Raw genomic sequence first — 21,647 nt, forward strand, 5'->3', positions numbered from 1 at the left:
ACTTAGAATTGGTTCTCAATGATATCGGTCAGCACATCTTTGATGTCAAGACCTGCAGCACGTACCTGCTGAGGAATAAAACTGGTGGCAGTCATGCCAGGTGTAGTGTTGACTTCGAGCATAGAGATCTTCTGATCCTTAGAGATGATATAGTCAATGCGGATGATGCCATTACAGTGCAGGATGTCGTAGATCGTGCTGGTGAGCTCAGCCACACGCTGGGCGGTCTCTTCTGGAAGACGGGCAGGGGTGATCTCCTGTACCTGGCCATTGTATTTGGCATTATAGTCGAAGAAGTCGTTCTGGGTGACAACCTCGGTAGCTGGTAAAACAACAGACTTCTCTCTGGTCTTGTAGCAGCCGATGCTGATCTCGGTACCTTCGAGGAACTGCTCAATCATCACCTCATCGCTTTCCATCATGGCCACGCGCATCGCTGCTGCCAACTGGTCGGGCTTGACAACCTTGGAAACACCGAAGGAACTACCGTCGTTAGCAGGCTTCACAAAGCAGGGCATGCCTACAATGTCGATGATATCCTTCTTGCTGACCTCGTGCTCCTGTCCACGGCGTACCAACACGCTCTCAGCCACCTTGACGCCAAAACCGCGCAGATAGTTGTTCAGCACGAACTTGTCGAAGGTCATGGCTTCTACCAGTACACCGCTGGTGCTGTAGGGCAGGTGAATCAAGTCGAAGTATCCCTGCAGGATGCCGTTCTCGCCAGGTGTACCATGGATGGTGATGTATGCGTAGTCGAAGAGGCGTGTCTTGCCGTCTTCTTTGAACGAGAAGTCGTTCATGTTGATGCGTGTCGTGGTACCATCGTTCAACTGCACCTTCCAGTCGGTGCCTTTAATCTCAACGATATATACGTTGTAACGGTCTTTGTCAAAGAAGGAATAAAGGCCTTGGGCTGAGCGCAGAGAAACATCGTGCTCAGAAGAGTCGCCACCGCAAACGATGGCAATAGTGCGTTTTTGTTGTTGCATAGTGTATTATTGGTTATCTTTTAATCTTCCTCTCCATTTCTCTATTACTGCTGTCAGGTCTTGAGGCCAGTCGCTGGTGAAGTCCATTTGCTGTCCCGTGCGGGGATGGACAAAACCAAGCGTACGGGCGTGTAGGGCTTGGCGCGGACAAAGCTTGAAACAGTTGGAAATGAAAGCCTTGTAGGATGCTGTGCGTTCGCCACGCAGAATCTCGCAGCCACCATAGCGTTCGTCAGAGAACAGCGGATGACCGATGTGCTTCATGTGGGCACGAATCTGGTGGGTGCGACCTGTCTCTAGACGACATTCCACCAGTGTGGTGTAGCCGTAGCGTTCCAGTACGCGGTAGTGGGTAACGGCAGGCTTGCCTATCTCGGAGTCGGGTGGAAAGACTGCCATGCGCTGACGGTCTTTCGGGTCGCGACCGATGTTGCCCTCTATGCGCCCTTCGTCTTCTACGAAGTTGCCCCATACCAGCGCATTGTACGAGCGGTGGGTGTCGTGATTGAAGAACTGCTTGCCGAGATGCGACTTGGCCTCGGGAGTCTTGGCAACCACCAGCAGACCGCTGGTGTCTTTGTCGATGCGATGTACCAGTCCTACCTGCGGGTCGTTAGGGTCGTAGGAGGGCAGATTGCGCAGATGCCAGGCGATGGCGTTGACCAGTGTGCCGTGAAAATTGCCGCAACCAGGGTGCACCACCATGCCCGCAGGTTTGTGGATGACTATCAGGTCGTCATCCTCGTAACGTACATCCAGCGGAATCTCCTCTGGCTCGATGGTGGTGTCGTAATGAGGCCTGTTGAGCATCAAGGTGATGATGTCGCCCGAGCGCACCTTGTAGTTGCTCTTGACAGGACGGTCGTTGACAAACAAAAAACCAGCATCAGCCGCTTGCTGGATGCGATTGCGGCTGGAATGCTGGGTATGCTCTGTGAGGTATTTATCGATGCGCAGGGGAACTTGTCCACGGTCAACCTCTAAGCGCATGTGCTCGTAAAGCTGTTGATCGTCGGTCTCTTCACTTCCACCTTCTAAAAGGTCAAGTTCCTCGTCCTCGTTGATATAGTTGTCTATGCTCAATGTGCTATGCTTTGTTTATTCAAATACTTCAAGAAAATCATCGACTTCATCGTTCGAAACATCATTGCTTGATGATTTGACATGCGAGCTGTCGGGGCTGTCCCAACTGCCCATATCGTCGCGCTCGCCTAAAGAACCGTTGCCGATAACCAGTACCAATTGCGACTCTTTGGCCACCATGTCGCCTGCAGAGAGGTTGTGACCGTCGTGCTGGATGCCATAGACCCAGTCCTTCTCTCCGTCAATCAGTTTTGGAGGTAGCATCTTGAAGTCGAGAGCAGCCAATTTGGCTTCTGCCTCGCGATAGCTGCTATTATCTATAAGGTCGGGGATGGCAACGCGGGGCATGGTCAACGAGTTGATGGTCACATAGACAATGCGTCCTTGTTTGACCTTCATGCCTTTCTCTGGTTGTTGCGTGAGGATGCAACCGCTGGGCAGCGCTTTATTGTAGCTTGAGTCGTTGACAACCAACAAAAGGCCATTCTCCTCAAGGTCGCTCTGTGCTTTCAGGTAGTTGACACCATAGAGGTCGGGCATCTCGAAGCCATCACCGTGGTGTGTGTAGGCATTCAGCCAGCAGATCAATGCAATGAACAGCGCAATGATGGTGATAAAGACTGCTAACAGGTTGCCCCAGATGATAGGTGCTTTGAGCTTTTCTTTTATCTCTTTGAAATTCATTTCTATGTGTTCTGTTCTCCTTATTTGAATGCAAAGATAGAAAGATTCTATGAATCTTGCAAGTAAAATGAAAAAATAAAATGGGATGAGACCTCTCGGCTCATCCCATTTATGCTTTCTGTTTGTGACAAGTGGAATTTATTTTCCGTGGTTCTCGTCAGAAACGGTCAACTTCTTACGGCCCTTGGCGCGACGTGAAGCGAGCACGCGACGTCCATTCTTGGTGGCCATGCGCTCACGGAAACCATGCTTGTTCACGCGGCGACGGTTGTGGGGTTGAAATGTTCTTTTCATTGCAATGATTCTTTATTTATTAGTACTTATTTCCTCGAAATCGTCTCGATTTGGGCTGCAAAATTACATAAATATTTTTAATTGCGCAAGTTAAATGCTATTTTTTTCACTTTTCACTTTTCACTTTTCACTTTTTTTCGTAACTTTGCAGCCGGAAATTAATATTATACATTATAATTTTTATGATTAACTCACAAGACATTAAGAAAGGCACCGCCATTCGTATGGACGGTAGCATCTGGGTTTGCATTGATTTCCAGCATCGCAAGCCAGGTAAGGGAAACACCATTATGATCATCAAACTGAAGAACGTAAGTGATGGTCGTGTGTTGGAGCGTCGTTTCAACATCGGTGAAAAACTGGAGGACGTCATCATTGAGCGTCGTCCTTATCAGTATCTTTATGAGGACAACTCTGGTCGTATCTTCATGAACCAGGAGACCTTCGAGCAGATTCCCATTGACAACGAGCTGGTAATCGGTCACGAGTATATGAAGGAGAGCGACATCGTGGAGGTTGTTTCTGACACAACCGATGGTACAATCCTCTATGCTGAAATGCCTGTGAAGACCATTCTTCGTGTGACTCACTCAGAGCCCGGCATTAAGGGCGATACTGCAACCAACACCCTGAAACCCGCTACACTCGAGACTGGTGTTGAGGTGCGTGTTCCTCTGTTTATCAATGAGGGCGACCTGATTCAGGTAGATACCCGCGATGGTTCTTACCTGGCTCGCGCTAAGGAGTAAGAAAAATAGAATAATTGAATATTGAAAAATTGAAGTATTCAATCATCGTCCCTGTCTTTAACCGTCCCGATGAGGTTGGTGAATTGTTGGATAGCCTCAGTCATCAAGAGATGAAAGATTTTGAGGTTGTCGTGGTGGAGGATGGTTCGAACGTTACATGCAAGGATGTCTGCGATCAGTACGCAGGCATCCTTGATTTGTTTTATTACTACAAAGACAATAGTGGTCCAGGCCAGAGTCGTAACTATGGCGCAGCTCGTGCTCACGGCGACTGGCTGATTGTCTTGGATAGTGACGTGGTGTTGCCAGATAACTATCTGAAGGCTGTGGACGATGAACTTGCACATCTGGATTGCGATGCATGGGGAGGCCCCGATGCCGCCCATCCATCGTTTACACCTGTTCAGAAGGCCATATCTTATTCAATGACCTCTTTCTTCACCACCGGAGGCATCCGTGGTGGGAAAACAAAACTTGACAAATTTTTTCCCCGCTCCTATAATATGGGAATCCGTCGCAATGTCTATCAGCAGTTGGGTGGCTTTTCGAAGATGCGTTTTGGCGAGGACATTGACTTCTCGTATCGTATTGTAGAGGCAGGGTTTAAGACGCGCTTACTGCCCGCAGCATGGGTTTGGCACAAGCGTCGTACTGATTTCAGAAAGTTCTTTCGTCAGGTCTATAACAGCGGCATTGCACGCGTTAATCTTGAGAAAAGACATCCAGGAACAATGAAGCTGGTGCATCTGCTGCCCACGGTGTTCACCGTTGGAACCATTGCCTTGCTGCTCTTGGCACCATGGACAAGTGGGTGGTCGTTGCTGCCTTTGTTTCTTTATGCGTTGCTTCTTTGTCTGGATTCTGCCATTGCTAATAGGAGCCTACGAGTGGGCATGCTGAGTATTCCTGCAGCCTTCGTTCAGCTGATGGGCTACGGATTAGGATTCATAGAGTCGTGGTGGAAGCGCTGTATCTTAAAAAGAAACGAGTTCTCTGCTTTTGATGAGACGTTTTATAAATGAATCATAAACTGAACATTAACCAGTGGGCGGAGGAAGACCGACCACGCGAAAAAATGGAACGGTTGGGCCCTCAGGCACTGAGTGATGCCGAACTGTTGGCTATTCTTGTTGGCTCGGGCTCTTCAGAGGAGGATGCTGTGTCGCTGATGAAACGTATTCTCAACGAGTGCAACAACAACTTGAACACCTTAGGCAAGAAGTCTGTCAGCGATTTATGTCAGTTCAAGGGCATCGGTCCTGCTAAGGCCATCACAATCATGGCGGCCTGCGAACTGGGAAAACGCCGTCAGTTGGAGACTGCCGAGGAACGGCCTGACCTGGGTACGGCAACATGTATCTATAACCACATGCACCCAGTGATGCAGGATCTGGATGTGGAGGAGTTCTGGGTATTGTTGATGAACCAGAACTTCCGGCTTATCAAGAAAGTGCGCATCGCCCATGGTGGTATCAGTGAGGTGAGCGTGGATGTGCGCATCATCATGCGTGAGGCCGTCCTGTCGAATGCCACCATCATAGCCGTCTGTCATAACCATCCCAGCGGGAGCATTCGTCCCAGCAGACAGGATGATGCGCTGACAGAGACGATCTGTAAGGCTTGTCAGCTGATGCGCATCCATTTTGCCGATCATGTCATCGTTGCTGATGGCATCTACTACTCTTATCGCGAAGAGGGTAGGTTGTAGTGTCGATAGAAAGAAATTATTAACCATATACTAAACAGTTATGAGGTTCGTGAAGTTAACGCTGTTATGTTTGTGCCTGTCGCTTTCAGTGAAAGCAGGCACTGTTGACTCATTGCGTCAGGTTATCCCCACTTTGGATTATGACGAGCGTTCAAAGGCCTATTTGCAGATGTCGCAGTTGCTCAGCAGCGGCCATGATGTGAAAGCCATGCTCGAATGTACCAACGAGTGGATTGCTTACGAACAGAACCGCGGAAATGCCGGTGAAGAAGACAAGGCGCGATGGAGTCGCATTGCTGTGCTGACAAACTGTGCCTTGGACAGCATGTTGCTGGCTGAAGCGCCGGAGCAGATGAATTGGTTTGCTTCGCATGGCTTTTGGAATAACTACTATGATACGTGGGATAGCAAAGCCTGTGTCTATTTATATTCGGGCCGTATTCAGACGGCATTGCGCGAAGCATATAAGATGTTGGACGATGCACAGACACGCGACAAGAACTATGGCCGTTCTGTTGCCTATCAGTTGATGGGCGTAGTCTATGAAGGCATGGGTCAATATGCGCAGGCTGCCGAGGTGTTTCGTAAGTGTATTGCGCAGTTGAAGGAAAGCGATGGGCGAGTGGAGGTGCTGACCACTGTTTACGATTACCTTTGTCAGACGCTTGATGCGTCGCACGACTATGAGGGCGTGCTGAGTGTGGCCAATGAGTGGGAGCAGTGTGTGAAGCAACGTCTCAGTCAGAAGAGTTCGCTTCCAGAGATACATTATGCGACCTATATAGCCTGTCTGTGTAACAAGACTTCGGCATTGGCGGGATTGAAACATATTGATGAGGCTCAGCAGATACTTCTGAAAGCCAGTCAGTTGCAGTCGAAAAGTGGTACGCCCTTGGGGTTGTATCGCATATACTATACGCATACCCGTTGGGCGTTGGCGGCAGGTAAGCCGCACGAGGCGTTACAATACATCGACAGTATTCAGCATATGGACCTGAATGCAGGTGGCAATATTGACTTTTTACGTGGTCAGGCATTACAGATGATGGGCCGTTACAAAGAGGCTTCCGAGCTCTTTTATGACCTGTATTTGGCTAAAGACTCCACTTACACGCGTGAGATGCGTCTGCAGCTTGACGAGTTGAACACGCTTTATAAGGTCGATGAACTGAAAATCCAGAGCCAGTTGGAACGGTCTCGTTTCTGGATGGGCATCGCGATACTGATTGTTTTTGCCTTGTTACTGTTTATCTTCTTGCGCCATCGTGCTGCGGTTCGTCTCCGTCGTGAGCATGCGTTGCTGCAGGAAAGCAACGAGAAACTGGAACACAGCAACCAGCAGTTGCAGTTGGCCAACATGCGAGCTGGCGAGTCTTCAAAGATGAAATCGCTGTTCATTCGTCAGGTGTCTCATGAGATTCGTACCCCATTGAACATCCTTTCCGGATTCACACAGGTGATAACCTCGTCGGGTATGAATCTTGATGAAACCACAAAGGCGGAAATTCATGCGCGTATCATCGAGAGCACCGATCGCATTACGGGGCTTGTCAATAAGATGCTGGAGTTGAGTGACGCCAGCAGTCAGGCTATCATTGAGTGCAACGACGATGTGAACGCCATGCAGATAGCGCTGCAAGCCAGTCAGGATGCTCGTATGTCGCAGGCTCGTCATGTGGCATTTGATATAGTGGCAGACCCGAATGTAAAGAATATCCAGCTTCGGACCAATCTGAAACAGGCCACACGTGCCTTGTCTTTGTTGTTAGACAATGCCCAGAAGTTTACCAAAGAGGGTACTGTCTTGCTGAAAATCGATGCGTATGAAAATGGACTTCAGTTTGTTGTTGAGGATACTGGCATTGGTGTTCCTGTTACCGAAGCAGAACGAATTTTCGAAGAGTTCGTGCAACTGGATGGATATTACGAAGGAACGGGCATCGGTCTGACCGTTGCCCGTTCCATAGCACGCCGACTTGGCGGCGATGTAGTGCTTGATACAAGCTATGAGCGTGGTGCGCGTTTTGTCATGAAACTGCCTGCCATCGACAGCACAAGCACCCCGAAGATGAATGCCAATGACCAAGTAGTAGGTACTTCGATGTGAGGCATGTTGAGTTCAATTCCTATCCATGCAAATATTTGATTGATGTATTCGTTCATGGCGAGCAACATCTTGACGCCGACAAAGATAAGGATGACGCCCAAACCGTATTTCAGATAGGTGAAATATTGGGCCACGGCAGCCAGTGCAAAATAGAGTGCACGCAGTCCTAAAATGGCGAAGATGTTTGAGGTGAGTACAATGAACGGATCACGACTGACCGAGAAGACGGCAGGGATGGAATCGACAGCGAATGCCACATCGGTCGTCTCGATGACCAGCAAGGTGATAAACAGTGGCGTAGCCAGTCGCTTAGTGCCTTCTTTGATAAAGAACTTATCACCGTGCATCTTGGTAGTCACGGGGAAGAACTTCTTAAACAGTCTGACTACGATGTTTTGCGAAGGGTCGCTTTGCTGTTCGTCGTTGTGCGAAAACATCTTTGCGCCCGTATAGAGTAGGAACAGTCCGAAGAGTCCCAGTACCCATTCAAAGCGTTCAACAACGGCTGCACCGGCAAAGATAAAGATGCTGCGCAATACTAACGCACCAAAGATTCCCCAGAAAAGTACCTCATGTTGGTATTTGCGTTCAATGCCAAAAAAAGAAAAGAGCATTAGGAACACAAACAGATTGTCCATAGATAGCGATTTCTCTATCAGGTAACCTGCCAGAAATTCTGTTGCTTTCTCGTGGGCATCTACTGGATAGAACGCATAGATGCCTGCACAGAAGACAAGCGACACGCCAATCCAGATGGCTGTCATCTTCAGTGCTTCTTTGATGCTTACTTCATGTTCTCCTTTTTTGCCGAACATCTTCAGGTCGGCAATCAGCATGACAAATACAAGAACGTAGAAAACAATCCACGCCCAAAGTGGTAATAGTTCCATTATGATAGTGATTCAAGTATTCGTTTTAAAACTACCGAACAACTAATTTCACGGTTGGCTGCCTCGGGAATGACCAGTGAGTTCGGACTCTCAATGACATCGTCTGTGACAATCAGGTTGCGACGAACGGGCAGGCAATGCATGAACTTACCATTGTTGGTCCACGACATGTGCTCAGTATCTACTGTCCATGAGCGGTCCTCACAGGTAATCTTACCATAGTCAGCCGGGTTGGTTACGCCAGGGTTAGACCAGTTCTTGGCATAGATAAAGTCAGCACCTTCGAAGGCCTTCTTTTGGTCGTACTCCACACGAGCGTTGCCCACGAATTTAGGATCGAGCTCGTAGCCCTTGGGGTGGGTGATGACCAAGTCCACATCTTCGGCAGCGTTCATCCATTCTGCGAAGCTGTTGGGCACGGCCTGTGGCAAAGCACGGCAGTGAGGAGCCCATGTGAGGACTACCTTTGGCTTCTTGTTTTCGGCATGCTCCTTAATGGTGATGAGGTCGGCAAAGGCCTGCAAAGGATGAACGGTGGCTGTCTCCATGGCAAACACGGGCTTGCCGCTATACTTGATAAACTGTTGCAGCACGGTCTCTGCATAGTCGTATTCACGGTCTGTCAGACCGGCAAACGAGCGTACGCCGATCACGTCGCAGTAGCATCCCATGACGGGAATTGCCTCCAACAGGTGTTCGCTCTTGTCGCCATCCATGATGACACCACGCTCAGTCTCCAGTTTCCAGGCGCCTGCATTCACGTCAAGCACAATCACGTTCATGCCCAAGTTCATGGCAGCCTTCTGTGTTGAGAGTCGAGTGCGCAGACTATTATTGAAAAAGATCATCATCAGGGTTTTGTTTTTGCCCAGATGCTGATACTTATAGCGGTCGTTCTTGATTTCAAATGCTTCGGCCAGGGCTTTCTCCAGAGGGCCGATGTCTTGTACGTTAATAAAGCTTTTCATCGTTCTTTGTTTCGTTCTTATGCGTGTACAGTTTTAATATTAAAGTGCTGGCAAAATTACTAAATAATTTCGTCAGCACCAAATAATAGTTGAGAATAATAAAAGAAACACGCTTGTTTCCTTAGGGGTGTAATGTTATCCCAAATGCCAGAAAGGCTTTCTGGCTGCAAGGATTGGCCGTGACCTGGGCAAACACAGGAATCGTAAAGGAAGGGGTCACGTCAATCGCTTTTGTTGCACGCAGTGAAAGGTTAGTAATGGCAAATCCAGAAGTACCGTAAAACGTGGTGGCGAAGGGGACGGCACCTGCCGTAGCAGTCCAGTCAACCATGGCAATTTTGAAAGGTACAGCAAACTCCAGATAGCTGCTATAGGCTCGTTTGCCGTCCTTCTTCGCACCGTCGTTGCCCGCAAAGTTCATGAACCACTGCACCGAGGCTACTCCAAAGTCATAGCCTATGTTTGCTTCAAAAAGGTGGTTTGTGCTGTGGGCGTCATATCTAAAGTATCTGTTAAGTGGGTCCAGTCCGTCGTTAAACCAGTAGTCTGTGATGCCTATGTTCAGCCTGCCCAGTGTATAACCCAAAGTCAGGTCAAACTCTTTGGTGTCGTCGGGCTGGCTCAGTCCCACGCTGCTCCATGCTGTCAGCGACAATCCCTTATAGCTCACGCCCAGTGCTGGCTGTGCAGACACACTGCCCAGATCCTGACCGCGCCAGATGTAACTGCTTACGATATCGCTACTCACCGTCGTTTCTAACTTCTCTTGTGCAAAAGCCGTGCTACCAAGCATCATGCTCATTGCGATAATGATGGATGTTCTCATGTCTTATCTGTTTAGTTATAGCAGTATTCGCCGTGTTCGTAGATGTCCAGTCCTTCTTCCTCGATGCGAGCGTTCACGCGCAGGCCGTGTAGCTTTTTGATGCCATAGAATAGTGCCACACCGCAGACTGCAGCCCAGAGGTCAATGACCAGCACTCCGAATACCTGTGCGCCCAAAAAGCCAAAGCCATGACCATAGAAGACACCGGCGGTGGTAGAGAATAAGCCTGTCATGACGGTGCCAAGGATGCCGCAAACTCCATGAACCGATGAGGCGCCGACGGGGTCGTCAATGTGCAACTTGTGATCAATAAACTCGATGGCATAGACCAGAACAGCGCCACACACCAGACCAATGACGACTGAACCTATGGGCGAAACAACGTCGCAACCGGCAGTGATGCCTACCAAGCCAGCCAAGACGCCGTTCAGAGTCAGTGACAGTGATGGCTTGCCATATTTGAACCAAGTCACAAACATGGTGGCCATACCGCCAGAGACGGCAGCAAGGTTGGTGGTCAGGAATACATGCGAGATGGCAACACGGTTCACCTCGCCGCTGGCTGCCAGCTGAGAACCAGGGTTGAAACCAAACCATCCCAGCCAGAGGATGAAGACACCCAGTGCCGCCATGGCCAGATTGTGGCCGGGAATGGCACGACTCTTACCCTCTTTGGTGTATTTGCCGATGCGTGGCCCCAGTGCAATGGCGCCAATCAGAGCCAGTACACCACCAACGCTGTGCACGATGGCAGAGCCGGCAAAGTCGTGAAACACGTCACCAAAGGTGGTCATCATAAAACTGTCGGCAGCATCACTGCACAACCAACCTCCGCCCCAGGTCCAATGACCTTCGATGGGGTAGATGATAAGCGAAATGACTGCACTGTAGATCAGGTACATCGAGAACTTGGTACGTTCGGCCATTGCACCGCTCACAATCGTTGCCGCGGTGGCACAGAAGACCGTTTCGAACATCAAGAAGCCCTCTACGGGCAAGTCGCCTTTATAGAAAGAGAGGTCGCCCCAGTTGGGTATGCCTACAAAGCCAGCACCATCGCTGCCAAACATAAAACCAAAACCGATAAAGAAGAACAGCAATGAGCCAAACATAAAGTCCACAAAGTTCTTCATCAGAATGTTTGCTGTGTTTTTACCTCGGGTGAAGCCCGCCTCGCACAGCGCAAATCCTGGCTGCATCCAAAATACAAGCATGGCTGCTAACAGCATCCATACGGTGTCAAGTGATAATCCTATTTCGTTCATAATTCTATAACCTCCCCCTAACCCCCTCCCAAGGAGGGGGAACCTGTACGGAGGTATCTGGTTTTTGATTATTATTGTCCTCTTTTGCTTTCTTCCCCTCCTTGGGAGGGGGCGGGGGGAGGTTCCTATTTCTTGTCTCTCAGCACTGTGTCGCCATTTTCGCCTGTGCGGATGCTCCATGTGTCCAGTACTTCGCTGACGAAAATACGCCCATCGCCAACTTCGCCTGTGTGAGCTACCTGCAGAATCACCTTTACAGTGGGGGCTACGAATTGGTCGCGACAGACAATGGTCAGTGCTACGCGCTCAATCACGTCGGTTGAATACTGTACTCCACGATAGATCCTCTCTTCGCGACTTTGCCCGATGCCATGCACATTGTGGTATTCAAACCAGTCAATGTCTGATTGTAGCAGCGCCTCTTTCAAGTCTTCGAACTTCGTCTTTCGGATAATAGCTTCAATCCTTTTCATAACTCAATTCTCTTTTTTTACTTTATTATTAATAATTAGTCCCCGCTTTCAGGGAGTTCAATATGAAAGCTTTCGGATGCAAAATTAATTCATTTTGACAGAAAGAATGCTGAGGTTTGTGCAAAACGAATCTTTGTTTTGTGATTTACTATCAAAACGTAAGTAAAACAACTAAAATACTTTCAGTTTGTTGTTTTTTAGACGGTTGTAGCTTATAGTTTAATGTAAATAGCCGCCAAACGCCGTGAACAGGGGTACTATCCACGGCGTTTGGCGGCACTTTACTGTCGGAATATCGTTGCTTTGACTAAGCTCTTATCTGTCCTTCGCCTTCGATGAGCCACTTGTAGGTGGTGATTTCTTCCAAGGCCATGGGGCCGCGTGGGCCCAATTTCTGGGTTGAGATGCCTATCTCTGCCCCCAGTCCGAACTGCGCACCGTCTGTGAATGAGGTTGGTGCATTCCAATAGACGCATGCAGCGTCAACATGAGCCTGAAACATTCGTGCGGCCTTTTCATCCTTTGTGATGATGCATTCGCTATGCCCCGACCCGTTGTTGTCGATGTGTTCCAGGGCCTCTTCTATCGAGGCAACGGTCTTGATGGCCATCTTATAGTCCATAAACTCGGTGCCGAAGCTCTCTTCTGTGGCATGCTCCAGATAGGGATAGTGCCCTTCAAGCGCGGCATGAGCCTGCTGGTCGGCATAGATGATGACCTTTTTCTCTGCTAATGGCTCAACCAGATGGGCCAGGTCGCAGAGTCTCTCGCTGTGTATAAGCAGGCAGTCTAGTGCATTGCACACACTGACACGACGTGTCTTCGCATTGTTGACGATGGCGCGTCCCATCTCCAAATCACCGTCTTTGTCAAAGTAGGTGTTCACTACACCGGCACCAGTCTCAATGACGGGCACGCGAGCCGTGTCGCGTACGAAGTCGATAAGTTTTCTGCCACCGCGTGGTATGCACAGGTCTATGTAGCCCACGGCGTTCAACATCTCCCCCGTAGCCTCGTGAGTGGCAGGCAGCAGAGCTACTACATCTTTTGAGATGCCGTATTGCTCAAGCACTTCATGAATCAGTGCCACCTCCTCTCGGTTGCTGCAGTCGGCATCTTTGCCGCCTTTCAGAACGCAGGCATTGCCACTTTTGAAACAGAGTGAGAAAACATCAAACGTCACGTTCGGACGTGCTTCGTAGATCATGCCAATCACTCCGAAGGGCACCGACACACGGCACAGCCGCAAGCCGTTGGGCAGTGTCTTGGCTTTGGTCACATGTCCCAGTGGCGATGGCAGTGTGGCCACGTTGCGCATGTCGGCAGCTATGGCCTCCAATCTGCTCTCCGTCAGTTGCAGACGGTCGTAGAGCGGGTTTGATTTCTCCATCTTGCTCAGGTCCTTCGCGTTGGCCTCCAAGATGCGCTGTTGCTGTTTCACAATAGCCTTGCTGACGGCCAGAAGTATCTCGTTACGTTGTTCGTCGGTGAGCAGCCCCAGTCGTTTGCTGGCTTGCTTCACTCGTTTGAAAGTGTCAGTGAGTTGCATGGACTAAGAATTCGGTATGAGGGGTGTGGATTGAATCTTCGATGAGGTTGATGAGGATGTTGTCGCGCTTGCCGTTGGCAATAATGACACGTATGCCTGCTGCTTGGATTTTCGAGGCCGTGGCATATTTCGACTGCATGCCGCCACGTCCGGCTGAGCTTTTTTCGGCCTGAATATACTGTGAGAGGTCGCTGCCAGGAATCACCTCCTTGATCAGTTGCGACTGGGGGTCGTTGGGGTTGCCCGTGTAGATGCCGTCAATGTTCGACAAGAGTATCAACGTGTCTGCCTCCATCATTTGGGCGATGAGGCCAGACAGTTCGTCATTGTCGGTGAACATCAGCTCGGTGACGCTCACGGTGTCGTTCTCGTTGACAATGGGCAGCACACCATTCTCCAACATCACACGCATACATGCCTGCTGGTTCTTATACTGTTCGCCAGGACTGAAGTTCTCTTTCATCGTGAGGACCTGTCCTACATGGATATGGTATTCGCGGAAGAGGTCGTAGTATAGACCTATCAGTTTAGCCTGACCCAATGCAGAAAACAGCTGGCGCTGCTCCACCGAGTCAAGTTCGTGGGTGGCCTTCAGTTCGCGACGTCCGCAGGCTACGGCTCCTGATGATACCAATATCACCTCGAAGTCCTGTTGGCGCAGCCAGGCTATCTGGTCCACCAGTGCCGACATGCGTGTCACGTCAAGACGACCGTCAGGACGTGTCAAGGCATTCGACCCCACCTTGATAACGATTCTTCTCTTCATTGTGTATCCTTTTTCTCAATAAAAATAACAATCTGCTGCAAAATTACGAATAATATTTGTAATTTTGCAGCGTAATTTAGAAAAAGAATAAAAATAAGTAATAATCTAATGGATATAAACCAACTGATTACTCAGGTTAACGATGCCCTTTGGACTTACGTATTAATTGGCGCCTTGGTGGGCTGCGGATTGTGGTTCACTTGGCGCACGCGTTTTGTGCAGTTACGTATGCTTGGCGAGATGATACGCCTGCTGACCGACTCAGCAGTCGATACAACGCGCGGTGTGAAGCACATCTCTTCTTTTCAAGCCTTTGCCGTGTCGGTAGCCACGCGTGTTGGCACCGGTAATTTGGCGGGTGTTGCTTCTGCCATAGCCATAGGCGGCCCCGGTGCTGTGTTTTGGATGTGGGTCATTGCGCTGATTGGTGCGGCCACGGCTTTCGTTGAGTCAACACTTGCCCAACTGTTTAAAAGGAAGCATCAAGACTCCTTTATTGGTGGCCCTGCCTATTATATTCAGTATGGACTGCACCAGCGATGGATGGCCATCACCTTTGCCGTTCTAATCACGTGCCAGTTTGGACTTTCTAATAATTCCATTCAGTCCAACACCATTTGTTGTGCTATGCAGGAAGCTTTTGGATGGTCGCCCTTATGGGTGGGCATCTCTCTGTCGTTGATGGCATTGCTGATTGTCTTCGGTGGCATCCAGCGAATTGCTAAGGTGAGTTCTGTTTTGGTCCCTGTGATGGCCATAGGCTATGTGGTATTGGCCGTCTTTATCATCGTGACCAATATCGAAAAGATTCCCATTGTCATGAAGGTGATACTCGCCGATGCCTTTGGTATCCATCAAGTAGCAGGTGGCGGCATCGGAGCTACCATTATGTATGGCGTCAAGCGAGGTCTGTTTTCCAATGAGGCAGGCGAGGGCAGCGCTCCGAATGTGGCAGCCACGGCAGCCACCAGTCATCCCGTAAAGCAAGGTCTGATACAGGCGCTGGGTGTGTTTACCGACACCTTACTGGTATGCTCGTGCACCGCATTCATCATCCTGATCAGTGGTCTTTATTGCAATTCCGAACTGAATGGCATCGCCTTGACCCAGTCAGCGTTGCAGTCGGAGGTGGGAAGCGCAGGTCCTGTGTTTGTTGCTGTGGCCATCTTCCTCTTTGCCTTCTCCAGCATCATCGGTAATTATTATTATGGCGAGGCCAATATCCGTTTCATCACCAACGACAACAAGGTGATGACAGCCTATCGCATCTTCTCGGGTGGCGTGATGGTTCTATTTGGAGCACTGGCCAGTTTTGAGTTGGTGTGGAATGTTGTCGATTTCTTTATGGCTTTCCTGACATTGTGCAACCTCATTGCCATTGTCTTGCTCGGACGCTATGTCTTCCGTCTTTTAGATGACTACAACAGTCAGAAGCGTCGCGGTATCAAGGAACCTGCGTTCCATCGCAGTCAGTTTCCTGAGTTAGAGAAAGAGTTGGAATGTTGGGAATAAAAAAATGGGAACCATCTCGGTTCCCATTCTTGTTGTTATTTCTCTGCGTCTTTCTTTCTGATTTCTACGCGTCGAATCTTGCCTGAGATGGTCTTTGGAAGTTCGTCAACAAACTCCACAATGCGTGGATATTTGTAGGGCGCCGTCTCTTTCTTGACGTGTTGCTGCAGTTCCTTCACCAGGTCGTCGCCGGCCTTGTCCTTCCATTCCTTACCTAGTACCACGGTTGCCTTTACGACCATGCCACGGATATCATCGGGAACACCGGTGATGGCACACTCTACCACTGCTGGATGGGTCATCAGTGCACTCTCTACCTCAAACGGACCAATACGATAGCCCGACGATTTGATGACGTCGTCGATACGTCCTTCAAACCAGTAGTAGCCGTCTTCGTCGCGCCATGCCATGTCGCCGGTGTGATAGATGCCGTCGTGCCAGGCCTCGCGGGTCTTCTCTTCATCGCGATAGTAGCCCTTGAAGAGTCCGATAGGCTTCTTGTCGCCTATGCGTATCACAATCTCGCCCTTTTCTCCATCTTCGCAGGGGGTTCCATCAGCGCGCAGAAGGTCGATGTTGTATTGGGCATTGGGAATACCCATAGAGCCCGGTTTGGGAGTCATCCAGGGGAAGGTGCCCAGCGTCATCGTGGTCTCGGTCTGTCCGAAGCCTTCCATCATCTTGATGCCAGTCTTCTCATAGAACTTGTCGAAGACGGCTGGGTTCAGTGCCTCGCCTGCAGTGCAGCAGTACTCCAGACTGCTCAGGTCGTACTTGCTCAGGTCTTCACGAATCATGAAGCGATAGATGGTGGGCGGTGCACAGAAGCTGGTCACCTTGTATTTCTCCATTTGGCGCAGCAGCGTGTCAGCATTAAATTTCTCGTGATCGAATACGAACACGGTTGCACCGGCAAACCATTGGCCGTAGAACTTACCCCAGACGGCCTTGCCCCAACCGGTGTCAGCCACCGTCAGATGGAGAGAGTTCTCATGCAGGTTATGCCAGAACACACCTGTTGTCAGGTGACCCAGGGCATAGAGATAGTCGTGTGCCACCATCTTAGGCTCGCCACTCGTACCACTGGTGAAGTACATGATCATGGTGTCTTCATTGTTGTTGACGAAGGCGGGACGCTCAAACTTCGCAGCCTTGACTACCTCCGACTGATAGTCGCGAAAGCCTTCGGGAATGGGCTTGCCGTGGTCGGTAATGGTGATGTATTCCTTTACAGAAGGACTCTCGGGCATTGCCAGCCGGACCTGCTCGCACACGTAGGGGTCATCCACGCAGATAATCGACTTGATTGAGGCGCGGTTGTTGCGATACACGATGTCGTGTTTTGTCAGCATGTGGGTGGCGGGAATCACTACGGCACCAATCTTGCACAGTGCCAACATCACAATCCACCACTCGTAGCGGCGTTTCAGTATCAGCATCACGGGATCTCCCTTGCCGATACCCAGCGACTGCAGATAGCTGGCAGCCTGATCGCTCTGCTCTTTCAGTTGGGCGTAGGTGGCGCGAATCTCTTCGCCTTGGTCGTTGGTCCACAACAGGGCCAGTTTGTTGGGCGCCTCTGCGGCCCATGCGTCCATCACGTCATAGGCAAAGTTAAAGTGCTCGGGTATGATGAACTCTAAGTTTTTATTGTAATCCTCAACAGACTCGAAGTGAGTTTGCTTTAAAAATCTCTCTACCATGTTTATCTAAATCTCAATTCTCCAATGTTTTCTATTCGACGGTAAATGCCAAGAACTTTACCGCTTTGTCGCCAACGGCCAGCATGCCGTGAGGCTTTGTTGCATCAAAGTAGATGCTGTCGCCTTCTTCCAGGATGATGGTCTTGCCGGCGATATACAGTTCCATCTTGCCCTCCAGCACCAAGTTGAACTCCTGGCCGGGGTGGTTGTTCTTGTAGATGGTACGTGCACCTGGCTTAGGTTCCACCGTGACCACAAACACATCTGCCTTGTGGCCCACGAAACCGCCTACCAGCGACTGATATTTATAGGCCTTTGTGCGCTCAATGCTCATGCCTTGTCCCTTACGTGTCACGTAGTATGATGTCATGTGGGGCGCCTCTGCAAAGATGAGCTCCTCTGTAGATACACCATACTTATGCGCAATCTTCATCAGGTTCGAAATGGTAATGTCCATCTCGCCCTTCTCAATCTTCTCGTATTTCGCTGCGTCAATGCCTATTGTCTCGGCCATTTCGCTGACGGGAATGTCCAACACGTCGCGCAGTCCGCGCAGTCGCTCACCAATTTGTTTCAGTTGTTCGTCCATATATAAGCCCCCTAAGTTAGGGGGATGGGGGTCTGAACAAGCGTTTATCAGTCCCTTTATTATGTTGTTATGGAGGTCTGCGCTTGTTCAGACCCCTGTTGTCCCCTCGCTCGGCTATGCCGCTTTGCTTTGCAAAGAACTTAGGGGACTCAAACTCCTGCTTTCAGTCCGCGAATCACGGCCGAGGTAAATCCAGCATGCTCCATCTCGTTCAGTCCTTTGATGGTCAGACCACCAGGCGTGGTCACCAGGTCGATAGCAGCTTCGGGGTGCATACCGCTGGCTTGCAACAGCTTCACGGCGCCCAGCATGGTCTGCATCACAATCTCTTTGGCATGGTCGGCCTTGAAGCCCAGCTCCACACCACCTTCAGAGGCGGCACGGATATAGCGCATGGCGTAGGCAATGCCGCAAGAAGCCAGTGTGGTTCCTGCAGCCAAGTGTTGCTCGTCGGTCATCAGTGTGCTACCCATCGCATCGAAGATCGCCTTGACGGTCTCGGTGTGTGAGGGCTCGCCCGTTACGGTCACCAGGAATGTCATTGAGGCAAGCTCTGCAATGGCAATGTTCGGAATGCACAGGAACAATGGCATCTTGATGCCCGTCCACTCCTGTATCTTGACCGATGGCACACCTGCAGCGATGACCACAAGGATCTTCTCTGTCGTCAGTGCGGGGGCAATGCCTTTCAGCACCTGCTCAACCAACCATGGTTTCACGAATACCATCACAACATCAGCCTCGGCCGCAGCCTGCGCATTGTCGGTGGTCACGTTGATACCCTGTGCCGAAAACTTATTAAGCACGGCCTCCGAAGGGTCGCTTACTGTGATGTTCTTATTGTCGAAGTAGTCGGCCTTCATCATGCCTTCTACCGTGGCGCCACCCATAGCGCCAGCACCTATAACTGCTATTTTCATAATGCTTTCTCTAAACGTATCATAAATTCGTCTGCCATATCCTTACTGAAGGTCAGTGGTGGCAGCAAGCGCAGCACGTTCTCGCCCGAACAGCCCGTGAACACATGCTGCTCGTAAACCAGACGTTCGCGAACGGGCTTCTGAGGTTCGTTCAGTTCGATGCCAATCATCAGACCGCGACCGCGCACCTCTTTGATCATGGGGTGGTTCAGATGGCGCAGCTTGTCTATCAGGTAGTCGCCTACTACGCGGGCATTCTCAACCAAGTCTTCCTGTTCGATCACGTCAAGTACGGCCAGTGCAGCCGAGCAAGCCAGGTGGTTGCCACCAAAGGTGGTGCCCAGTTGCCCGAATTGTGGCTTAAACTCAGGCGAGATCAGCACGCCCGACATGGGGAAACCATTGCCAATACCCTTTGCCACGGTGATGATGTCGGGCTTGATGTCCAGCCACTGGTGGGCAAAGAACTTACCACTACGGCCGTAGCCGCACTGAATCTCGTCGCAGATCAGCACGGCGCCAAAACGCTTACAGGCATAAGCCAGACTCTGAGCAAACTCAGGTGTCACCATGCGAATGCCACCTACACCCTGTATGCACTCCAAGATGGCTGCGGCCACACCGCCTTTCACCAGCTCGCGCACCCAGCCTTCAATGTCGTCCAGAGGCAGGAACTTGGCATGGTGGTTGTCGTTGATGGGTGCCACAATCTTTGGGTTGTTGGTCACCTCTACAGCCAGCGATGTGCGACCATGGAAAGCCTTGTGGGCAGACAGCACGCGTGTGTTGCCTGTCTTAAACGAAGCCAGCTTCAAGGCGTTCTCGTTGGCCTCGGCACCGCTGTTCACCAAGAACAGCTGGTAGTCCTCGTAGCCCGACAGCTTGCCCAACTTCTCTGCCAGCTCAGCCTGCAGGTTGTTGTGCACCGAGTTAGAGTAGAATCCCAACTTCTGCAGTTGTTCTGACACCTTTTTAATATAATGGGGGTGTGCATGACCTATCGAGATGACAGCATGGCCGCCATACAGATCCAGATATTCCTGGCCCTTCTCGTCCCAGACCTTGCAACCTTCTCCCTTGACGATGTTGACATCGAATAGTGGATATACGTCGAATAGTTTCATGTTGTGTCCTTTCTTTTTTTTGTTGGTTAGAAAGCGGAAGCCTTCAGTTTCAGTCCGGCAGTCTCGTCAATGCCAAACATGATGTTCATGTTCTGTACGGCCTGACCCACAGCGCCCTTCAGCAGATTGTCGATGGCCGAGGTCACCAGCAGTTTGTTGCCGTATTTCTCGACATGCACCAGTGCCTTGTTGGTGTTCACCACCTGCTTCAAGTCGATAGCCTTGTCAGAGTAGTGGGTGAAGGCCGCTTCCTTATAGAAGTCCTTGTATGCCTCGATGACATCCTCTACGGGTACAGGTGTCTTGATGACAGCCGTACAGAAGATGCCACGGGCAAAGTCACCGCGATAGGGGATGAAGTCGATGTCGGCATCCAGATAGCCCTGCACCTGCTTCAGGCTCTGGCGTATCTCAGCGATGTGCTGATGCTGGAAGGGCTTATAGATGCTCAGGTTGTTGTTGCGCCACGAGAAATGAGTGGTGGCCCCAGGCTTCTGTCCTGCACCTGTCGAGCCGGTGATGGCATTGACAGCCACATCCTCTTTCAGCAGGTTCATGTGGGCTGCAGGCAACAGTGCAACCTGAATGCACGTGGCGAAGCAGCCTGGGTTGGCAACATGGTTAGCCATCGCAATTTCGCTTTTGTTGATTTCGGGCAGTCCATACACATAGTCATGATTACCTTTGATACGGAAGTCCTGTGCCAGATCGATAATCTTCACGTTGTCAGGGATGGTGTGTTCTTTCAGGAACTGCTCGCTTTTACCGTGTCCGAAGCAGAAGAACACCACATCGACCTTGTCGAAAGGCATCTCGTCGGTGAACTTCAGGTCGGTGTCGCCGATCAGCCCTTCGTGCACGTCCGACACCAGATTGCCGGCATTACTCTCAGAGTTGGCAAACACGATCTCTGCCTCCGGATGGTTCAGCAGCAAGCGGATCAGCTCGCCGCCAGTGTAGCCGGCAGCGCCTAAAACCCCCACGCGGAGGGACCCACCCCCATGCCCCTCCCTGTGAGGGAGGGGAGAGGTTACTTTTATGCCGTTGCTTATTTCTTTATTCATTGAAATAATTCTCTATTTGTTGTATTACCTGTTCAGTATTAAAGAGAACTTCTTCATTGGAAAACCTGAGGAAGTGATATCCCATTTGTTCCAAAGTGTCCTCTCGCATTTTGTCGTTTTCTTGTTGATGTGGTTCGGTGTGATATCCACCATCAACTTCAATAATAAGACCCTTTTCGGTTGAAACGAAGTCTGCGATATAATCCCCGATAACGTGCTGACGTAGAAATTTTACTCCTAATTGTTTATCGCGGAGAAACTCCCAAAGCACCATCTCTGCAGTCGTGGCATTCTTCCTGTTCTCTCTGGCCCAAGCCTTGAGCAGCCCATATCTGTCCGGAGCAGCCGTCTTATACCCCATACCATTATTATATTTATAAT

The 21,647-nt window shown here is 50.3% G+C and carries 21 protein-coding genes and 1 pseudogene; 5 read left to right on the plus strand and 17 right to left on the minus strand.

Annotation, left to right across the window (positions count from 1 at the left end):
• Window positions 1-2: 2 nt before the first annotated feature.
• From L6472_RS01330 to rpmH, 4 genes are all read right to left on the minus strand, one after another.
• Window positions 3-992, minus strand: a complete 990-nt coding sequence (locus L6472_RS01330; protein ID WP_237806509.1) for a D-alanine--D-alanine ligase — start codon at window positions 990-992, stop codon at window positions 3-5.
• 6 nt (window positions 993-998) lie between these two features.
• Window positions 999-2,069, minus strand: coding sequence for an RluA family pseudouridine synthase (locus L6472_RS01335; protein WP_370640902.1), 1,071 nt, complete (start codon window positions 2,067-2,069; stop codon window positions 999-1,001).
• Between the two features lie 21 nt (window positions 2,070-2,090).
• Window positions 2,091-2,759, minus strand: coding sequence for a PASTA domain-containing protein (locus L6472_RS01340; protein WP_237806511.1), 669 nt, complete (start codon window positions 2,757-2,759; stop codon window positions 2,091-2,093).
• A gap of 138 nt (window positions 2,760-2,897) precedes the next feature.
• Window positions 2,898-3,053, minus strand: coding sequence for a 50S ribosomal protein L34 (gene rpmH, locus L6472_RS01345; RefSeq protein ID WP_027450624.1), 156 nt, complete (start codon window positions 3,051-3,053; stop codon window positions 2,898-2,900).
• A gap of 182 nt (window positions 3,054-3,235) precedes the next feature.
• Here rpmH and efp point away from each other — a divergent pair, with 182 nt between their 5' ends.
• From efp to L6472_RS01365, 4 genes are read left to right on the plus strand one after another with little or no spacing between them, the layout of a single operon-like run.
• The gene (gene efp, locus L6472_RS01350; RefSeq protein WP_027450623.1) at window positions 3,236-3,802 is read left to right on the plus strand and encodes an elongation factor P; all 567 of its coding nucleotides are present in this window, start codon (window positions 3,236-3,238) and stop codon (window positions 3,800-3,802) included.
• A 29-nt stretch (window positions 3,803-3,831) separates the two neighbouring features.
• Complete coding sequence (locus L6472_RS01355; RefSeq protein ID WP_237807950.1) at window positions 3,832-4,824, plus strand: glycosyltransferase; 993 nt, start codon at window positions 3,832-3,834, stop codon at window positions 4,822-4,824.
• Window positions 4,821-5,510: a DNA repair protein RadC gene (gene radC, locus L6472_RS01360; protein WP_237806513.1), complete on the plus strand. Its 690-nt coding sequence runs from the start codon at window positions 4,821-4,823 to the stop codon at window positions 5,508-5,510. Before L6472_RS01355 ends, radC begins: the two co-directional genes overlap by 4 nt.
• Before the next feature lie 40 nt (window positions 5,511-5,550).
• Window positions 5,551-7,617, plus strand: a complete 2,067-nt coding sequence (locus L6472_RS01365) for an ATP-binding protein (RefSeq protein WP_237806515.1) — start codon at window positions 5,551-5,553, stop codon at window positions 7,615-7,617.
• On the opposite strand, the gene L6472_RS01370 is transcribed toward L6472_RS01365, so the two are convergent.
• The 7 genes and pseudogenes from L6472_RS01370 to proB form a co-directional block, all read right to left on the minus strand.
• On the minus strand, window positions 7,515-8,507 hold the full coding sequence (locus tag L6472_RS01370) for a TerC family protein (protein WP_237806517.1): 993 nt from the start codon (window positions 8,505-8,507) through the stop codon (window positions 7,515-7,517). The two genes, L6472_RS01365 and L6472_RS01370, sit on opposite strands and share 103 nt — an antisense overlap.
• On the minus strand, window positions 8,507-9,475 hold the full coding sequence (locus L6472_RS01375; protein ID WP_237806519.1) for an N-acetylornithine carbamoyltransferase: 969 nt from the start codon (window positions 9,473-9,475) through the stop codon (window positions 8,507-8,509). Before L6472_RS01375 ends, L6472_RS01370 begins: the two co-directional genes overlap by 1 nt.
• A 121-nt stretch (window positions 9,476-9,596) precedes the next feature.
• Window positions 9,597-10,301, minus strand: coding sequence for a hypothetical protein (locus L6472_RS01380; protein ID WP_237806522.1), 705 nt, complete (start codon window positions 10,299-10,301; stop codon window positions 9,597-9,599).
• 11 nt (window positions 10,302-10,312) lie between these two features.
• Window positions 10,313-11,566, minus strand: coding sequence for an ammonium transporter (locus tag L6472_RS01385; RefSeq protein WP_237806524.1), 1,254 nt, complete (start codon window positions 11,564-11,566; stop codon window positions 10,313-10,315).
• Between the two features lie 125 nt (window positions 11,567-11,691).
• Window positions 11,692-12,039: a P-II family nitrogen regulator gene (locus L6472_RS01390; RefSeq protein ID WP_237806526.1), complete on the minus strand. Its 348-nt coding sequence runs from the start codon at window positions 12,037-12,039 to the stop codon at window positions 11,692-11,694.
• Window positions 12,040-12,346: 307 nt separating this feature from the next.
• Window positions 12,347-13,588, minus strand: coding sequence for a glutamate-5-semialdehyde dehydrogenase (locus L6472_RS01395; protein WP_237806528.1), 1,242 nt, complete (start codon window positions 13,586-13,588; stop codon window positions 12,347-12,349).
• A 4-nt stretch (window positions 13,589-13,592) separates the two neighbouring features.
• A pseudogene (gene proB / locus L6472_RS01400) lies at window positions 13,593-14,354 on the minus strand (glutamate 5-kinase); the annotation flags it as partial.
• Between the two features lie 108 nt (window positions 14,355-14,462).
• Here proB and L6472_RS01405 point away from each other — a divergent pair.
• The gene (locus L6472_RS01405; protein ID WP_237806530.1) at window positions 14,463-15,866 is read left to right on the plus strand and encodes a sodium:alanine symporter family protein; all 1,404 of its coding nucleotides are present in this window, start codon (window positions 14,463-14,465) and stop codon (window positions 15,864-15,866) included.
• A 35-nt stretch (window positions 15,867-15,901) separates the two neighbouring features.
• Here L6472_RS01405 and L6472_RS01410 read toward each other — a convergent pair whose 3' ends face one another.
• The 6 genes from L6472_RS01410 to L6472_RS01435 form a co-directional block, all read right to left on the minus strand.
• Entirely contained in the window at window positions 15,902-17,569 is a 1,668-nt protein-coding gene (locus L6472_RS01410) for an AMP-binding protein (RefSeq protein ID WP_237806532.1), read from the minus strand.
• Window positions 17,570-17,600: 31 nt separating this feature from the next.
• Window positions 17,601-18,158, minus strand: a complete 558-nt coding sequence (locus L6472_RS01415; RefSeq protein ID WP_237806534.1) for a helix-turn-helix domain-containing protein — start codon at window positions 18,156-18,158, stop codon at window positions 17,601-17,603.
• A gap of 149 nt (window positions 18,159-18,307) precedes the next feature.
• The gene (locus tag L6472_RS01420; RefSeq protein ID WP_237806536.1) at window positions 18,308-19,078 is read right to left on the minus strand and encodes a pyrroline-5-carboxylate reductase; all 771 of its coding nucleotides are present in this window, start codon (window positions 19,076-19,078) and stop codon (window positions 18,308-18,310) included.
• Entirely contained in the window at window positions 19,075-20,202 is a 1,128-nt protein-coding gene (locus L6472_RS01425) for an aspartate aminotransferase family protein (protein WP_237806538.1), read from the minus strand. The genes L6472_RS01420 and L6472_RS01425 overlap by 4 nt, the downstream gene beginning before the upstream one ends.
• A 26-nt stretch (window positions 20,203-20,228) precedes the next feature.
• A complete protein-coding gene (gene argC / locus L6472_RS01430) occupies window positions 20,229-21,266 on the minus strand; it encodes an N-acetyl-gamma-glutamyl-phosphate reductase (protein ID WP_237806540.1) in 1,038 nt (345 codons plus the stop codon).
• The gene (locus L6472_RS01435) at window positions 21,259-21,627 is read right to left on the minus strand and encodes an endonuclease domain-containing protein (protein ID WP_237806542.1); all 369 of its coding nucleotides are present in this window, start codon (window positions 21,625-21,627) and stop codon (window positions 21,259-21,261) included. The genes argC and L6472_RS01435 overlap by 8 nt, the downstream gene beginning before the upstream one ends.
• Window positions 21,628-21,647 lie beyond the last annotated feature (20 nt).

It is taken from the genome of Prevotella sp. E13-17 (genome assembly GCF_022024035.1).
Taxonomy (GTDB): Bacteria; Bacteroidota; Bacteroidia; order Bacteroidales; family Bacteroidaceae; genus Prevotella.